The organism is Priestia sp. RMT2NF4 (assembly GCF_047872835.1).
Classification (GTDB): Bacteria; Bacillota; Bacilli; order Bacillales; family Bacillaceae_H; genus Priestia; species Priestia zanthoxyli.
On record NZ_JBLQZO010000004.1, the window covers coordinates 163,493 to 179,791 of the forward strand.

At 38.9% G+C, this 16,299-nt stretch carries 14 protein-coding genes and 1 riboswitch; of the genes, 12 read left to right on the forward strand and 2 right to left on the reverse strand.

The annotated features are described in order from the left end of the window. Positions 1–12: 12 nt before the first annotated feature. Entirely contained in the window at positions 13–927 is a 915-nt protein-coding gene (rnhC, locus tag ACMX9J_RS18380) for a ribonuclease HIII (RefSeq protein ID WP_416226085.1), read from the reverse strand. A 143-nt stretch (positions 928–1,070) separates the two neighbouring features. On the opposite strand from rnhC, the gene zapA reads away from it, so the two are divergent. The 5 genes from zapA (at position 1,071) to ACMX9J_RS18405 (ending at position 6,767) form a co-directional block, all read left to right on the forward strand. Then, on the forward strand, positions 1,071–1,331 hold the full coding sequence (zapA, locus tag ACMX9J_RS18385; protein WP_013059415.1) for a cell division protein ZapA: 261 nt from the start codon (positions 1,071–1,073) through the stop codon (positions 1,329–1,331). Continuing rightward, the gene (locus ACMX9J_RS18390; protein ID WP_014458067.1) at positions 1,328–1,885 is read left to right on the forward strand and encodes a CvpA family protein; all 558 of its coding nucleotides are present in this window, start codon (positions 1,328–1,330) and stop codon (positions 1,883–1,885) included. Before zapA ends, ACMX9J_RS18390 begins: the two co-directional genes overlap by 4 nt. Before the next feature lie 197 nt (positions 1,886–2,082). Beyond that, positions 2,083–3,795, forward strand: a complete 1,713-nt coding sequence (gene polX, locus ACMX9J_RS18395) for a DNA polymerase/3'-5' exonuclease PolX (RefSeq protein WP_416226086.1) — start codon at positions 2,083–2,085, stop codon at positions 3,793–3,795. A 19-nt stretch (positions 3,796–3,814) separates the two neighbouring features. Beyond that, the gene (locus tag ACMX9J_RS18400) at positions 3,815–6,178 is read left to right on the forward strand and encodes an endonuclease MutS2 (RefSeq protein ID WP_033579629.1); all 2,364 of its coding nucleotides are present in this window, start codon (positions 3,815–3,817) and stop codon (positions 6,176–6,178) included. 181 nt (positions 6,179–6,359) lie between these two features. Continuing rightward, a complete protein-coding gene (locus tag ACMX9J_RS18405) occupies positions 6,360–6,767 on the forward strand; it encodes a DUF350 domain-containing protein (RefSeq protein WP_013059411.1) in 408 nt (135 codons plus the stop codon). 151 nt (positions 6,768–6,918) lie between these two features. Here ACMX9J_RS18405 and ACMX9J_RS18410 read toward each other — a convergent pair whose 3' ends face one another. Continuing rightward, positions 6,919–8,025 (reverse strand): 5-methyltetrahydropteroyltriglutamate--homocysteine S-methyltransferase, encoded by a 1,107-nt coding sequence (locus ACMX9J_RS18410; RefSeq protein WP_047749792.1) that lies wholly within the window; start codon positions 8,023–8,025, stop codon positions 6,919–6,921. A 217-nt stretch (positions 8,026–8,242) separates the two neighbouring features. On the opposite strand from ACMX9J_RS18410, the gene ACMX9J_RS18415 reads away from it, so the two are divergent. The 7 genes from ACMX9J_RS18415 (at position 8,243) to uvrC (ending at position 16,003) form a co-directional block, all read left to right on the forward strand. Then, complete coding sequence (locus ACMX9J_RS18415; RefSeq protein WP_098626995.1) at positions 8,243–9,934, forward strand: AMP-binding protein; 1,692 nt, start codon at positions 8,243–8,245, stop codon at positions 9,932–9,934. Between the two features lie 112 nt (positions 9,935–10,046). Then, on the forward strand, positions 10,047–10,631 hold the full coding sequence (locus ACMX9J_RS18420; RefSeq protein WP_013059408.1) for a TetR/AcrR family transcriptional regulator: 585 nt from the start codon (positions 10,047–10,049) through the stop codon (positions 10,629–10,631). A 79-nt stretch (positions 10,632–10,710) separates the two neighbouring features. Further along, positions 10,711–11,484, forward strand: a complete 774-nt coding sequence (locus ACMX9J_RS18425) for an enoyl-CoA hydratase (RefSeq protein WP_416226087.1) — start codon at positions 10,711–10,713, stop codon at positions 11,482–11,484. 18 nt (positions 11,485–11,502) lie between these two features. Beyond that, complete coding sequence (locus tag ACMX9J_RS18430; RefSeq protein WP_016765685.1) at positions 11,503–12,276, forward strand: electron transfer flavoprotein subunit beta/FixA family protein; 774 nt, start codon at positions 11,503–11,505, stop codon at positions 12,274–12,276. Between the two features lie 33 nt (positions 12,277–12,309). Next, positions 12,310–13,290 (forward strand): electron transfer flavoprotein subunit alpha/FixB family protein, encoded by a 981-nt coding sequence (locus ACMX9J_RS18435; RefSeq protein ID WP_033579632.1) that lies wholly within the window; start codon positions 12,310–12,312, stop codon positions 13,288–13,290. Between the two features lie 408 nt (positions 13,291–13,698). Further along, on the forward strand, positions 13,699–14,013 hold the full coding sequence (trxA, locus tag ACMX9J_RS18440) for a thioredoxin (protein WP_013059404.1): 315 nt from the start codon (positions 13,699–13,701) through the stop codon (positions 14,011–14,013). Positions 14,014–14,236: 223 nt separating this feature from the next. Beyond that, on the forward strand, positions 14,237–16,003 hold the full coding sequence (gene uvrC, locus ACMX9J_RS18445; RefSeq protein WP_014458075.1) for an excinuclease ABC subunit UvrC: 1,767 nt from the start codon (positions 14,237–14,239) through the stop codon (positions 16,001–16,003). A 65-nt stretch (positions 16,004–16,068) separates the two neighbouring features. Next, a riboswitch (Lysine riboswitch) is annotated at positions 16,069–16,246 on the forward strand. Positions 16,247–16,299 lie beyond the last annotated feature (53 nt).

Here is a 16,299-nt window from a genome sequence, read left to right on the forward strand (position 1 = left end):
TTTCCACATCTCTTATTTTTTAGCTAATTTTAAAGCTTTTTCTGTATTAGCAAAATGGATTTTAGCTAAAGAGTTCAGCGCATTGACGCCATGTTTTTTAATAATTTTAGCAGCGGCTATATCAACTTGTGCTCCAGCTCCGCGAGGAATGACCATCCCCGTCTTTTCCGTTAGTAAATCCATTTGTTTTAAAAATGCGTATCTGGCAATAATGGAAGCAGCGGCTACAGATAAATGAACGCTTTCTCCTTTTGTACTGAAAAAGACATTTTCTTTGATAATCTCTTTTTCCTTTACGATGTGTTTATAATAGGTGTTTTTTTCAACAAACTGGTCAATTAAAATCGCATCAGGTTTTTCAGAATCCAATTTTTTTAACACGTTGGATAAAGCTTTGTTGTGCAACAGAGCTTTCATTTTACCTTGTGACATGCCTTTTTCTTGAAATGCATTATACTTTTCGTTATGTAAGACAAGCAAACTGTAAGGAATAAACGAAACAAGCTGCTTGGCAATTTCAATGATTTTAGCATCCGTTAACTCTTTTGAATCTCGTACTCCTAATTTTCTTAACAAAGGAAGCTGCTCTTTTTGAACATAGGCAGCAACTACGGTCATGGGACCAAAATAATCTCCCGTTCCTACTTCATCAGAACCAATGACCGATAGTGAACTGAAGTTTGATGGGAGGTGTGAGACGGGAGCCTTTTTAGCAGCATCTAAAGGACCTCCCCACTTAGCTGCTTCTGTTTCAGCTTCTTTTCCTTGAAAAAGTACTTTTCCAGAGCGGTATGCAGTGATAGAACAGCCGGGAGTTTTAGCCGAAAAAATACTTCCCTGCGGCAATTTAGGCTGCAAATAGGATGTGTAATGAAGCTTCATTTTAGCTATCTGATCAGCTGATACCTTAATAACAGCATGTGACATAATGCTTCACTCCTTTCGGGGTATTTTAGTTTACTTTATAAGCACTATCCCTTATGATAGCTTAAATATAGATATGTTTCCATTGAAGTCTTCTTCGTGGTATGATAGGGATTAGGATTTTTCGTGGAACGGAGGATTTTCTCGTGTCAAGACAAGATAAAACACGTGCGACAGTTGACATCTTTGGTCAGCAGTACAGCATCGTCGGTAGCGAAAGTACAAGCCATATTCGACTTGTCGCCTCTATAGTGGATGAAAAAATGCGTGAAATCAGTACTAAAAACCCTTCTTTAGATATCAATAAATTAGCAGTATTAACAGCTGTGAATGCTGTACACGAATATATAAAACTGAAAGAAGACTATGAGAGACTTGAACAAAAACTTTATGGAAAAGAGGAATGACTGAGTCAATGCTTAATATCATTTTAATTATATTGCTTCTTTTAGGCTTTGTAACAGGTCTTAAAAGGGGATTTATTTTGCAGCTCATTCATATTGTCAGTTTTGCGGTTTCGTTTATCGTCGCTTATATGTTTAGTGGAGATTTGGCAAGCCGACTTCGCTTGTTGATTCCGTTTCCAGACAATATTCAGCAGCAAAGTGTCGCATCGTTTGTATTTGATTCTGGAACGATAGAAGACGCTTTTTATCGAATGATTGCATTTGCGATTTTATTTTTTGCTACTCACATTGTACTTCGCCTTGCAGGCTCTGTTTTAACGGCTTTAACCGAACTGCCAATTCTGCGCCAGTTAAATAAATGGGGCGGAGGTGCACTTGGATTCGTTGAAGTGTATATCATCGTTTTTATTTTGTTATACATTGGAGCCGTGATTCCTGTAAGTGAAATTCAAACGCCAATTCAACAGTCTTCAATTGCAATCAATATCGTACAAAATACTCCATACTTATCGTCTGCCATTCAAGATTTGTGGACTCAGTATGGTGTAATGTAATGAAATTACAATAGCTTGTTGAGAGGGTGTGTCGAAAGTGTCATAATACTTTTGAGATACCCTCTTTTTTTATCGCAGTCTGTTCTGCGGTTTTCACGGAGATAAAAGTATGTCTAGATAAAAATTTGAGAGAGTACATATGTCACTCATCATGTTTTGAAAGTTTCGTTATTATGATAATAGGCTGGTGAAAAGAGATGAATAAAAAGGATATTATTAAATTGTTAGAAACAATTGCTACATATATGGAATTAAAAGGAGATAACCCTTTTAAAATTTCTGCTTTTCGAAAAGCAGCTGCAGCGCTAGAAACGGACGAGAGAACGCTGACAGAGATTGAGGATTTTACCAAGCTCCAAGGGATTGGTAAAGGAACGGCTGCAGTTATTACAGAGTATATGGAAACAAATGAGTCAAGCGTACTAGAAGAACTAAAGCAAGAAGTTCCTGAAGGACTTATTCCTCTGCTTAAGCTGCCGGGGCTTGGAGGTAAAAAAATCGCTAAATTATATAAAGAGCTAGATATTAAAGACATGGAATCACTGCATCAGGCCTGTATGGAAAATCGAGTGCAGGGACTAAGCGGTTTTGGTAAAAAGACGGAAGAGAAAATTATCGCTGCTATTGAAGAGTTTGGGAAACGTCCTGATCGTTTGCCTCTTGCTTTTATGCTTCCAATAGCGGAAGAAATTTTAGAAGTCCTTAAACATATGCATAGCATTGAGCGTTTTTCTCAAGCAGGGAGCATTCGCCGCATGAGAGAAACTGTAAAAGATCTTGATTTTATTATTTCAACAGCTGAGCCTCATGCTGTCCGTGAACAGCTAGTATCGCTGCCAAATGTGAAGGATGTCATTGCAAATGGAGATACAAAAGTATCGGTAACGTTAGCCTATGAGTACGATGTGTCCGTGGATTTTCGTCTTGTAGAAGATAAAGCGTTTGCCACGACGCTTCATCATTTTACAGGATCAAAAGATCATAATGTGCGCATGCGTCAATTAGCAAAAGAACGCGGTGAAAAAATTAGCGAGTATGGCGTTGAAAATGCGGAGACAGGCGAAGTTATGACATTTGAGTCTGAACAAGCATTCTATGAACATTTTGGGCTGTCTTTTATTCCGCCGGAACTTCGTGAAGATGGAACGGAAGTAGATGCATTTATAAAACCTCAAACGCTTGTGACCTACGGTGCGGTAAAAGGTGATTTGCATATGCACTCCACGTGGAGCGACGGAGCGTATTCAATTGAAGAAATGGCGGAAGCATGTCGCGCGCGAGGCTATGAATACATGGCGATTACAGACCACTCTCAGTATTTAAAAGTAGCTAACGGTCTAACGCCTGAACGCATTCGCAAACAGCGTGAAGAAATTAATCGTTTAAACGCACAGTTCTATGATTTTACAATACTAGCAGGAATTGAAATGGATATTTTGCCCGATGCAACACTTGATTATGATGATGAAATGCTAGCTGAGCTAGATTTTGTTATTGCGTCCATTCACTCTAGTTTTTCACAATCACGCGAAGAAATTATGAATCGTTTAAAGCAAGCGTTAAATAATGTTCATGTAGATTTAATCGCTCATCCGACCGGTCGTTTGATTGGTCGCCGCAACGGATATGATGTAGATATTGATATGCTAATTGAATTAGCTAAGGAAACAAAAACGGCTCTTGAACTAAACGCGAATCCAAACCGTTTAGATTTAGCCGCTGAGCACATAAAAAAAGCACAAGAGGCAGGAGTTAAAATTGCAATTAATACAGATGCTCACAATCTAGACATGCTAGAGCATATGGAAATTGGAATATCTACGGGAATTAAAGGCTGGCTTAAACCAGAAACGGTATTAAATACGTATAGCCTCAAAGAATTAACCGCCTTTTTAAATCGACATAAATAAGCAACAGGAGGAATCAGTTTTGCAATCACGTATTTTCCATGTACTAGAGTTTAATAAAGTTAAGGAACAGCTTCAGAAAAAAGTAGCTTCTTCTTTAGGCCGAGAAAAAGTAGCGAATTTGATTCCCTCGACTCAGTATGAAGAAGTAGTCAAATGGCAGGAAGCAACAGATGAAGCTACAACCGTGCTGCGATTGCGTGGCAACGTACCGCTAGGAGGCATCTTTGACGTTCGACCTAGCGTAAAGCGCGCTGAAATTGGAGGAACGCTAAGCTCTAATGAACTTCTTGATGTAGCAAGTACTATTTATGCTGCAAGACAAGTCAAGCAATTTATCGAGCAAGTAGTAGAAGACGAAGATTTACAGCTTCCAATTATAATTGAACATATCGAAAAACTAATGCCTCTTCCTGAGGTAGAACAAACAATTAAAATGAGCATTGATGAGAATGGCACAGTACTAGACGGTGCAAGCGACCAGCTAAGAGGCATTCGTCAAAAACTTCGCTCGACGGAGTCTCGTATTCGCGAAAAGCTAGAAAGTCTTATTCGCTCCTCGTCTGCTCAGAAAATGTTGTCAGATGCGATTGTTACCATTCGAAACGAACGTTTCGTTATTCCTGTTAAGCAAGAATATCGCAGTGCGTATGGAGGTATTGTGCACGATCAGTCTTCATCTGGAGCAACTTTATTTATTGAGCCACAGGCGATTGTGACGTTAAATAATGAGCTTCAAGAAGCAAAAGTAAAAGAAAAACAAGAAATTGAGCGTATTCTTATTGCTCTAACCGTTCAGGTAGCGGAAGTGGCAAATGAACTCCGTCAAAACGTTTATTTGTTAGGTGAGCTGGACTTCATGTTTGCTAAAGGGCGCTATAGCCATGAGCTAAAAGCTTCAAAACCTAAAATGAACGACCGAGGCTATATTAAGTTAGTGAAGGCAAAACATCCTCTTATTGCCCAGGAAGATGTCGTTGCAAATGATATTGAGCTAGGTGATCAATATACGTCTATCGTTATTACAGGACCAAATACCGGCGGTAAAACCGTAACGTTAAAAACACTTGGGTTATTCACATTGATGGCTCAAGCAGGTTTGCAGATTCCTGCGCTGGATGGATCGGAAATGGCTGTGTTTAAACACGTATTTGCTGATATTGGAGATGAGCAGTCCATTGAACAAAGTCTGAGTACCTTTTCATCTCATATGGTCAACATTGTAGATATTTTACAAAAAGTAGATCATGAAAGTCTGGTCTTGTTCGATGAATTGGGAGCCGGAACAGATCCCCAAGAAGGTGCAGCGCTTGCGATTTCGATTTTAGATCAAGTATATGAAAGAGGCGCTCGCGTAGTTGCGACTACTCACTATCCTGAATTAAAAGCGTACGGCTATAACCGTGAAGGAGTGGTCAATGCTAGCGTAGAGTTCGATATTGAAACATTGAGCCCTACTTACAAGCTGCTGATTGGTGTACCGGGTCGAAGCAATGCTTTTGAAATTTCAAAACGTTTAGGTTTAAGTGCAGAAGTAATTGAACGTGCCAAAGGCTATATTGGCTCAGAAACAAATAAAGTAGAAAATATGATCGCTTCTCTTGAAGATAGCCGCCGTCAATCAGAACATGAGCTAGAAGAAGCTGAACAGCTAAGAAAAGAGGCTCAGAAGCTTCATAAAGAATTACAGAGTCAGATTATTGAGTTTAATGAAAAACGAGATAAGCTGTACGAAAAAGCTGAAGAAAAAGCTCAAGCCACAGTTCAAGCAGCATCTGAAGAAGCAGAGAAAATCATTAGCGATTTGCGTAAAATGAGTCAAAAAAATCATGCGCTTGTAAAAGAGCATGAATTGATTGAAGCACGTAAGCGTCTAGAAGATGCAGTTCCAACTCTTGAAAAAAGTAAAAAGAAACCGGCTGTGCCGAAAAAACAAGAGCGCACTCTTCAAGCTGGAGATGAAGTGAAAGTCTTAAGCTGGGGACAAAAAGGAACGCTTGTGGAACGAGTAAGTAATAATGAATGGCAAGTGCAAATGGGAATCATGAAAATGAAGGTGAAAGAAAAAGATCTCGAATATATTAGTTCCCCAAAACCTGTAGAAACAAAGCCGCTTGCTACGGTAAAAGGAAAAGATTATCATGTAAATCTAGAACTGGATTTAAGAGGAGAGCGCTATGAAAATGCGCTGATTCGAGTTGAAAAATATATTGATGATGCTTTGTTAGCCAACTATCCGCGCGTTTCGATTATCCACGGTAAAGGAACTGGAGCTCTTCGTAAAGGTGTACAGGAATATTTGAAAAATCATCGTTCTGTTAAAAATATTCGTTTCGGAGAAGCTTCTGAAGGAGGTTCTGGCGTTACGGTTGTGGAATTTAAGTAAAAGAATGCTGAGATAAAGGTGTCAGTCGATGCGCTGAACAAGCATATATGAAGATGGAAAATCCGACATGGCTCATGAACTATGTTGGGTTTTCTATCTCTTTTAAGAACGATGCAAGTAAAGGAAAGAGACCTGTCAGTTCATTAGGTGGAGTGTAATATAAATTAGGAGTGATGCAAAAATGAGGGATTTTTGGAAAGACCCGTATATTGAATCCGCCGCTTATTACAGCGTGGTTGTCTTGAGCATTGTCGTCTTTCTTGTTGTGTTTGAGCTCGTTACTAAATATAAGAATTGGGAAGAGATTCAAAAAGGAAATATGGCTGTTGCGATGGCAACAGGTGGGAAAATATTTGGATTAGCTAATATTTTTCGCTATTCGATTGAGCACAACGACAATTTGTTAAGAATGCTTGGATGGGGAATATATGGGTTTGTTCTTTTACTAGTCAGCTATTTTATTTTCGAATTTTTGACGCCGAAATTTCGAATCGATGATGAAATTGAACAAGATAACAGAGCCGTTGGGTTTATTTCACTTGTTATTTCAATCGGTATGTCCTATGTAATAGGAGCAGGGATAGGATAGGAGAGAGTCATGGAGAAGTTAGCGAAAATTTTACTCATTTTATGCGGAGTGTTTATGCTTATTGGTCTTATCTATTTATCTATATAGCTTTTCCTAACATTGTGATGACAGCAAAAAAGCTGGCCTTAAAGCAGGTCAGCTTTTTTAATGATTACTTCCATACATCTTCAGCAATTGCAATCACGTGCTTTACTTTATCCCACTGCTGTTCTTCAGTTAGTAAATTTCCTTCTTCTGTAGAAGCAAATCCGCACTGGGGACTCAAACAAATTTGATCAAGAGAAACAAATTCTGCCGCTTCAGCAATTCGTTTTTTCACTGCTTCAGGATCTTCTAAATCTCCAAATTTTGATGTGATAAGACCAAGGACAATCTGAAGGTCATTTCGCTTTACATGTCGAAGAGGTTCGAATCCTCCTGAGCGTTCATCATCAAATTCTAAAAATAGTCCATCTACGTTTAACTGACTGAAAATAGCTTTTGACGCATTTTCATATCCGCCGCTTGCTGTATAAGTAGATTGGAAATTCCCTCTGCAAATATGCATTGTAATAACCATATCATCTGGCTTATGCGCAATGGATTCATTGATCGCATCCGTAAAACGTTTCAGTAATTCTTGGGGCGTAAATCCTTTTGACGCGATTTGTTCTTGTCCTTTTTCTGAGAAAAAGACCGCCCACGCAGTATCATCTAACTGTAAATAGCGGCATCCAGCATCATAAAATGCTTGAATGGCTTTTTGATATGTTTTAACTAAATCAGCAAAAAATACATCCGTATCCGAGTAAGCAGACTCTTCAATATGACCTCTGAAAAACAGCATATTGGGACTTGGAATGGTGAACTTAGCCACGTGTTCTTTTCCGGCCGCTTGATGAAGAAATTTATAATCTTCAATCATAGGGTGGTGATTAAAATCTAGTTTTCCAGTAACTTTTATACCGTGAGCTTTTGTTTGGACCCCGTGAAACTGAATTCCCGACTCTGCTTCGTAAAGTTCTACGCCCACAAGTTCTGATAGAAAATCAAAGTGCCACCACGCACGGCGAAACTCACCGTCTGTTATGGCTTTTAATCCAATTTGTTTTTGCTTTTCTACGAGCTTACTAATTTCTTCATCTTCAATTGCTCGAAGCTGTTTCTTTGTCATTTCCCCGTTTTCTACCTGTAATCGTGCTTGCTTGATACGCTCAGGACGCAAAAAGCTTCCAACGTGATCTGCTTTGAACGGTCCTTTAGTCAATGTTGTTATCAATTTATACAGCTCCTTAAAAAAATCTAATTTTTATTATATACAAAAAATTCGGATAATGTACAGGGATAAATCCAATTTTTATTTATTACGCTGCAGGATGAAAGAGTGATTAGACAGGAAAGAGAACATTCAATAACGATTGCATCTAAAAAAAGAATGAACTATAATTTTAATTAGAAAATTCTAATTTTTTATTTTTTTGAGGGAGAGGATACGTGTGGAATCCACCGAAAAGATATGGCTTTCTCAATACCCAGAGGAAATATCTGCTACGCTTCATTATGAGCAAAAAAATTTAGCACAGCTTTTTGAAGAAGCAGTTCAAAAAGCCCCTAAAAAAAACGCAATCTATTTTCTAGGGAAAAAAATGACGTTTTCCCAACTGCATCAAGATTCTTTGAAACTGTCATCTTACCTTATTGAACTGGGATTAAAAAAAGGGGATAGAGTAGCCATTATGCTTCCAAATTGCCCTCAAGCTGTCATTTCCTTTTATGCTGTTCTTCTTGCCGGAGGAGTAGTCGTTCAAACAAACCCTTTGTATACGGAAAGGGAGTTAGAGTATCAGCTGAATGATTCAGAAGCGACCATGATTATTGCACTCGATTTGCTATATCCGCGTGTAGTAAAAATGAAAGCGTTAACAAGTGTAAAACACGTAGTCATCACCTCTATTCAAGACTATCTCCCTTTTCCCAAAAACATAATCTATCCATTTATTCAGCGCAAACAGCAGAAGATAAGCGTGGATGTGAGTCATACGGAGACTACTCATTTATTTAAACGCATTATAAGTGAATCCTCTCCAGCAGTATGTAATGCTGAGGGAATTTCAGACGAAGATATCGCGATTTTACAATACACCGGGGGAACAACAGGTTTTCCAAAAGGAGTCATGCTTACTCATAAAAACTTGGTAGCCAATGCAACGATGTGTTCACATTGGTTATACCGCTGCAAGCATGGAGAAGAAAAAGTGCTTGGAATTATCCCGTTTTTTCATGTGTATGGTTTAACAACGGTTCTTGTTCTATCGGTTTTGCAAAACTACGAGATGGTGCTTCTGCCTAAATTTGATGCAAAAACGACGCTCAAAACCATTCATAAGCAGCAGCCTACTTTATTTCCAGGTGCTCCGACAATTTACATCGCATTATTAAACCATCCTGATTTAGCAAAATACAACCTATCTTCTATTGATTCATGTATGAGCGGTTCGGCTCCTCTTCCTGTGGAAGTGCAGGAGCAGTTTGAAAAGCTCACTGGAGGTAAACTAGTGGAAGGATATGGATTGACGGAAACCTCTCCTGTTACTCATGCTAATTTTCTTTGGAAAGAGAGAATACCAGGAAGCATTGGAGTGCCTTGGCCAGACACAGATGCCAAAATTCTCTCGTTTGAAACAGGTAAAGAAGCTGCTGTAAGCGAAGTAGGAGAAATTGCGGTTAAAGGTCCTCAGGTCATGAAAGGATATTGGAAGCAGCCTGAAGAAACGGAGGCTGTTATGCGAGACGGGTGGTTGCTAACAGGTGATGTTGGCTATATGGATGATAAAGGTTATTTTTATGTAGTAGATCGAAAGAAAGATATTATTATTGCCGGGGGATATAATATCTATCCTCGAGAAGTTGAAGAAGTATTATATGAGCATGAAAAAATTCAAGAAGCTGTAGTGGTAGGTGTTCCTGACCCATATAGAGGAGAAACAGTGAAGGCTTACATTGTATTAAAAAATGGTGTAAGATGTACTGAAGAAGAGTTAAATGAGTTTTCTAGAAAGTATTTAGCTGCTTATAAAGTTCCGCGCCTTTATGAATTTCGAAATGAGCTTCCAAAAACAGCGGTCGGGAAGATTCTGCGACGAGCGCTGATTGAAGAAGAAAATGAAAAGCATAAAAAGGCGACGTAATCGATCGTCGCCTTTGATTTTTTTGCTGAAACATAATTGACAGATACTTGCGGTTTCTTTATTATAAAGATATGAATGAATAATCATTCATATTTTAAAGGAGCGTATAAGATTGAGAAGAAATAAACCAAAGTATAAGCAGATTATCGATGCAGCTGTAGTAGTAATAGCAGAAAACGGATACCACAATGCTCAGGTTTCTAAAATTGCTAAGCAGGCTGGAGTTGCAGACGGTACGATATATTTATATTTTAAAAACAAAGAAGATGTCTTGATTTCCTTATTTCAAGAGAAGATGGGACAGTTTGTAGAAAAAATTTATGAAGAACTGGCGGGAATTGAAACTGCGGCAGAAAAACTTCACGTATTAATTGACAAGCATTTTTCGTTTCTAGCGGAGGATCATCATTTAGCTACAGTGACACAGCTTGAACTGCGTCAATCGAACAAAGATTTAAGATTGAAAATTAACGATGTATTAAAAGATTATCTGACTCTCATTGATTCTATTTTACAGACAGGAATCGAAACGGGTGAGTTTTCTGAAAATATAGATATTCGTCTTGCGCGACAGATGATTTTTGGAACGATTGATGAAACTGTCACAACATGGGTAATGAACGATCATCGATATGGTCTAATAGAATCGGTAGATAAAGTCCATTCCCTGCTGTTAAACGGCTGCAGCGGCTCATAATCGTAAGTGAGCCTGCTGCTCCCTTGCGAGGGGAGAAGCGCAAGGTAATGAAAATAGAAAGAAAGGGTGGGGGAAACAAATGGAGATTATCCAGGTTGAAACTGTTGATGCAATAAGCTTCATTACGTTGAATAGACAACCTGCTAACGCTTTGTCTCAAGATTTATTAAAAGATCTTTCAAGTGTTTTAAAACATTTAGAAGATAGCAAAGAGACAAGGGTTATCGTCATTAAAGGCGAAGGGAAATTCTTTTGTGCTGGAGCTGATATAAAAGAGTTTACATCACTGCAGCAGGAAAAAGATTACGAGAAACTTGCTGTTAACGGCCAAGAGCTCTTTGAGTATATTGAAAATTACCCAAAACCAGTTATTGCAGCTATTCATGGAGCTGCTTTAGGCGGAGGATTAGAGCTTGCTATGAGCTGCCATATCCGTTTGGTAACAGAAAATGCTAAGCTGGGCTTGCCTGAACTTCAGTTAGGAATTATACCAGGGTTTGGAGGAACTCAGCGATTGCCTCGTTATGTAGGGGTTCATAAGGCTTGTGAGATGATGCTGACAAGTGATCCAATATCGGGCAGCGAGGCAGTGGAGTTAGGATTGGCAAACGCAGCTTTTGAAGAAAGTCAGCTTATCAATGAAACATTTTTACTTGCTAGAAAAATTGCCAAAAAAAGCCCAATCTCTGTTAAAGCTACCTTGCAGCTGCTTCAACATGTAAAAACAGATGCTTATTACAGCGGCATCAAAAAAGAAGCACAGTTTTTTGAAAGCGTATTCAAAAGCCGTGATGCTCAAGAAGGCGTAGCCGCTTTTATTGAAAAGCGCCAGCCTAAATTTTTAGGAAAATAAGCTTAGGAGGGGAATTGAATGAATATTTATGTGTTAGTAAAAAGAACGTTCGATACAGAGGAGAAACTTTCACTAAAAAATGGTCAAATTGTTGAAGATGGAGCTGAATTTATTATTAATCCTTACGATGAGTATGCAGTTGAAGAGGCTATTCAGCTAAAGGAAAAGCATGGCGGAGAGATTACGGTCGTGAGTGTAGGAGGGGAAGAATCAGAAAAAGAACTCCGAACAGCTTTGGCTATGGGAGCAGATAAAGCGGTTTTAATCAATACGGAAGATGACATAGAAGATGGCGATCAGTACACGACTTCTAGGCTGCTGGCACAGTACTTAAAAGAGCAATCTCCTGATTTAATCTTAGCAGGAAACGTAGCGATTGACGGAGGTTCAGGCCAGGTGGGACCGCGCGTAGCAGAACAGTTAGAAATCCCTTATATTACAACGATTACAAAGCTGGATATTGAAGGTGAAAAAGTGACGGTTGTACGCGATGTGGAAGGAGATTCGGAAGTTATTGAAACGTCGCTTCCTCTTTTAGTAACAGCTCAGCAGGGACTTAATGAGCCTCGCTATCCATCTCTTCCAGGGATTATGAAAGCGAAGAAGAAACCGTTGGTTGAAGTGGAATTAGACGATTTAGATTTAGATGAAGATGATGTAGAAGCAAAAACAAAGACAATTGAAATTTATTTACCTCCGAAAAAAGACGCGGGGCGCGTATTACAAGGAGATATAAAAGATCAAGTAACAGAGCTGGTCAATTTACTGCATAAGGAAGCAAAAGTCATTTAATAAGTCAAAAGTCAAAACAATGGGGGTATTGTAATGGGACGCAAAGTGTTAGTTCTTGGAGAAGCACGTGATGGGGGATTACGAAACGTATCGTTTGAAGCGATTTCCGCAGCGTCTACTGTAGCTGACGGGGGAGAAATTATTGCAGCGTTAGTAGGAAAGGACGTAAAATCTTTAAGTGAAGAACTTATTGCATACGGAGCAGATAAAGTTGTTGTGACGGAGCATGAAGATTTAGCTGCTTACACATCGGATGGTTACGCTCAGGCATTATTAGCCATCATTGAAAGTGAACAGCCTGAAGCTATCGTATTTGGGCATACGGCTCTTGGCAAAGATCTAGCGCCAAAACTGGCAGCTCGCTTAGATAAAGGACTTATCTCGGATGTGACGGATGTAGAAGTGGGAGGGGATCAAGTAGTCTTCACTCGCCCAATTTATTCTGGTAAAGCATTTGAGAAGAAAATCATGACCGATGCTTTTACGTTTGTCACGATTCGTCCAAATAATATTTCACCGCTTGCAAAAGATGAGGGGCGTACAGGTGATGTAGAGGATTTAAATGTTGAAATCAAAAACCTGCGTACTGTTGTAAAAGAAGTCGTACGCAAAGCAACGCAAGGGGTTGATTTGTCCGAAGCAAAAGTCGTGATTGCAGGTGGTCGAGGTGTAAAAAGCACGGAAGGTTTTGGACCTCTCCAAGAACTAGCGGACGTGTTAAATGGAGCTGTTGGAGCGTCTCGCGGAGCGTGCGATGCAGATTACTGCGACTATTCTCTTCAAATCGGTCAGACGGGCAAAGTAGTCACACCAGATTTATACATTGCCTGCGGAATTTCAGGTGCTATTCAGCATTTGGCAGGTATGTCAAATTCAAAAATTATTGTTGCAATCAATAAAGATCCTGAAGCGAATATTTTTAAAGTAGCTGACTACGGAATCGTTGGAGATTTATTTGAAGTAGTGCCTCTGCTAACGGAAGAATTTAAAAAGCTGAAAGTACAGTCTGCGTAAGATTCTCGGACAAAAGTATTTGAGACGAAGTGAAGAACGAACCGTTGATCAAGATTTTTGATTAGTGGTTCGTTTTTTTGTTAGGGTAAACGCAGGGTAGGTCTTTCTAGCAGGTGATTGGAGGGCAAGGCGAAGACTCCTGCTAGAAAAGCGAAGTCTTGCATGGAAATCAACTGCGGTGTCGCAAGCGGTTCAACCCATGTATACTATTTGTTCGTCTTTGGATTCATTTAGTCAGGTCTCAGCCTCATGGGAAACGAAATTTTCTACGCATATTTTTAGGCAAATTGTACAAACTAGAGCGGAGAATAAACAGTATAAATGTAAGCAAAAAGTTAGCAAACCTTATTTGAAGGTGATATACTGTGAGTAGAATTTGGATATTGCATATATTTAGGAGGAATTAAAATGGCTATTGCACATGCTACAGATAAAAACTTTACAGATGAAATTAAATCAGGCCTAGTGCTTGTTGACTTTTGGGCACCATGGTGTGGCCCTTGTAAAATGATTGCTCCAGTTCTTGAAGAAATTGATGGCGAACTTAACGATAAAGTTAAAATCGTAAAAGTAGACGTTGATGAAAATCAAGAAACAGCTGGAAAATTTGGTGTTATGAGTATCCCAACTTTAGTATTATTCAAAGATGGAGAGAAAGTTGATCAAGTAGTTGGTTTCCAACCAAAAGAAGCATTAACAGAATTAATTAATAAACACGCGTAAGTCAAAACCTAGCTCAGGCTAGGTTTTTTTCTTTTTCTCCACTTTTTCTCTTTTGGGAATACTTTTATTTAGCGAATATGCGTTCGTTTGTTTTATACTAGATGTAAGGAACACCGCCATAAATTCAGCTTATGTACATGTATTAAGACAGGAAAGAATGTAGGTTACGCTTCATAAGCGATTGTATAGATGGACAGAGTAAGAGAAGAGGAAGGAGAAAAGTATGAACGATTATTTAAAAGAAAAGCTGGCTATTTTACCGGATCAGCCCGGCTGTTACTTGATGAAAGATAAATATGGAACGGTCATTTACGTAGGAAAAGCAAAAGTATTAAAAAATCGAGTACGTTCCTACTTTACCGGATCTCATGACGGAAAGACGCTTCGACTTGTAAACGACATTGTCGACTTTGAATATATCGTCACATCTTCTAATTTAGAAGCGCTTATTTTAGAAATGAATTTAATTAAAAAGCATGACCCAAAATACAATATTATGCTTAAAGATGATAAGGGCTATCCGTTTATTAAGATTACAGCTGAAAAACAGCCCCGACTTGTTATTACAAGAAAAATAAAAAAAGATAAAGGGAAATACTTCGGTCCTTATCCTAATGTTCAAGCAGCAAATGAAACAAAGCGGCTTCTTGATCGCATTTATCCGTTAAGAAAGTGCTCCACTATGCCAGATAGGCCTTGTTTGTATTACCATATCGGGCAATGTCTAGCTCCTTGCGTAAAAGAGGTAAAAGAAGAGCAAAACAAACAAATTATTGAAAACATCACGCGGTTTTTAAATGGTGGATATGAGCATGTCAAAACAGAGTTAACTGAAAAAATGTTAAAAGCTTCAGAAGAACTTGACTTTGAACGGGCTAAAGAATACCGAGATCAAATTGCTCATATCGAAGCGACAATGGAAAAGCAAAAAGTAACGTTTAATGATTTTGTTAATCGAGATGTGTTTGGCTATTCTTACGATAAAGGCTGGATGTGTGTTCAAGTTTTCTTTATTCGCCAAGGGAAATTAATTGAGCGAGAAGTTTCTATGTTTCCTTTTTATAAAGAGCCAGAAGAAGATTTCTTAACTTTTATCGGTCAGTTTTATGCCAAAAATATTAAGCCAAAAGAAGTGATGGTTCCAGCAACGATTGATGCAGAGTTAGCTGAGAAGTTAGTAGAAGTAGAGGTTCAGCATCCAAAGCGAGGCAAAAAGAAAGAATTAGTAGAACTTGCGTGTAAAAATGCAAAAATTGCGCTCGGTGAAAAATTCTACTTAATTGAACGAGATGAAGAGCGTACAGTTGGCGCAGTTGAACGGTTAGGAGAAGAGCTTGGAATTGCCGCTCCTTATCGGATTGAAGCATTTGATAACTCAAATATTCAAGGAACAGACCCAGTTTCTGCGATGATTGTTTTTGTTGATGGGAAACCGGAAAAGAAAGAATATCGCAAATATAAAATTAAGACCGTAAAGGGACCAGATGATTACAGTTCCATGAGGGAAGTCGTTCGCAGACGGTATTCCAGAGCGTTAAAAGAAGGCCTTCCGCTTCCGGATTTAATTGTTGTAGATGGAGGCAAAGGGCATTTAGCTGCAGTCCAGGACGTTCTCGAAAATGAATTGGGACTTTTAGTGCCTACAGCAGGTCTTGTTAAAGATGATAAACACAGAACCTCCAACCTGATGATTGGTGAGCCTCCTCAAATCATACCGCTTGAACGCAATAGTCAAGAATTTTATTTGCTTCAGCGAATTCAAGATGAAGTTCACCGCTTTGCAATCACCTTCCACCGTCAAGTGCGCTCTAAGTCCGCTTTTCAGTCAGTTCTAGACGACATTCCGGGAGTGGGAGAAAAGCGTAAGAAAGCTTTGTTAAAGCATTTTGGTTCGGTGAAAAAATTGAAAGAAGCAACGGTTGAAGATATACGAAATTCAGGTGTTCCTCAAAACATTGCTGAAAAAATTTATGAAACATTACAAAAATAGTCTTGAAATAATAGAAAATATTTGATAAGCTATTAACTAATTTCATACGACACTTCATCAAATGAAGTGAAGATAGAGGTGCAAATTTAATCAGTACGCATCAGGAAGGGTATGAGCCCTTATGAACGATGCGGAAAGGGAAATTTGCCGAAGTGAACATTACCTCATAGTAATGATTGCTGGTTCTGCGTTGAATAAACGTAGGATTGTCAAGATGTAGATTCTTGGAGAGCTATCTCACGGCAGTGGACGGTTATGTTTTATAATTTTCGTTCGTTAAGCAATGAGAGCTCATC

Coding starts and splice junctions, on each gene's coding strand:
- rnhC (WP_416226085.1), bottom strand. CDS start 927: ATGTCACATGCTGTTATTAAGGTATCAGCTGATCAGATAGCTAAAATG.
- ACMX9J_RS18390 (WP_014458067.1), top strand. CDS start 1,328: ATGACTGAGTCAATGCTTAATATCATTTTAATTATATTGCTTCTTTTA.
- polX (WP_416226086.1), top strand. CDS start 2,083: ATGAATAAAAAGGATATTATTAAATTGTTAGAAACAATTGCTACATAT.
- ACMX9J_RS18405 (WP_013059411.1), top strand. CDS start 6,360: ATGAGGGATTTTTGGAAAGACCCGTATATTGAATCCGCCGCTTATTAC.
- ACMX9J_RS18425 (WP_416226087.1), top strand. CDS start 10,711: ATGGAGATTATCCAGGTTGAAACTGTTGATGCAATAAGCTTCATTACG.
- ACMX9J_RS18430 (WP_016765685.1), top strand. CDS start 11,503: ATGAATATTTATGTGTTAGTAAAAAGAACGTTCGATACAGAGGAGAAA.
- ACMX9J_RS18435 (WP_033579632.1), top strand. CDS start 12,310: ATGGGACGCAAAGTGTTAGTTCTTGGAGAAGCACGTGATGGGGGATTA.
- trxA (WP_013059404.1), top strand. CDS start 13,699: ATGGCTATTGCACATGCTACAGATAAAAACTTTACAGATGAAATTAAA.
- uvrC (WP_014458075.1), top strand. CDS start 14,237: ATGAACGATTATTTAAAAGAAAAGCTGGCTATTTTACCGGATCAGCCC.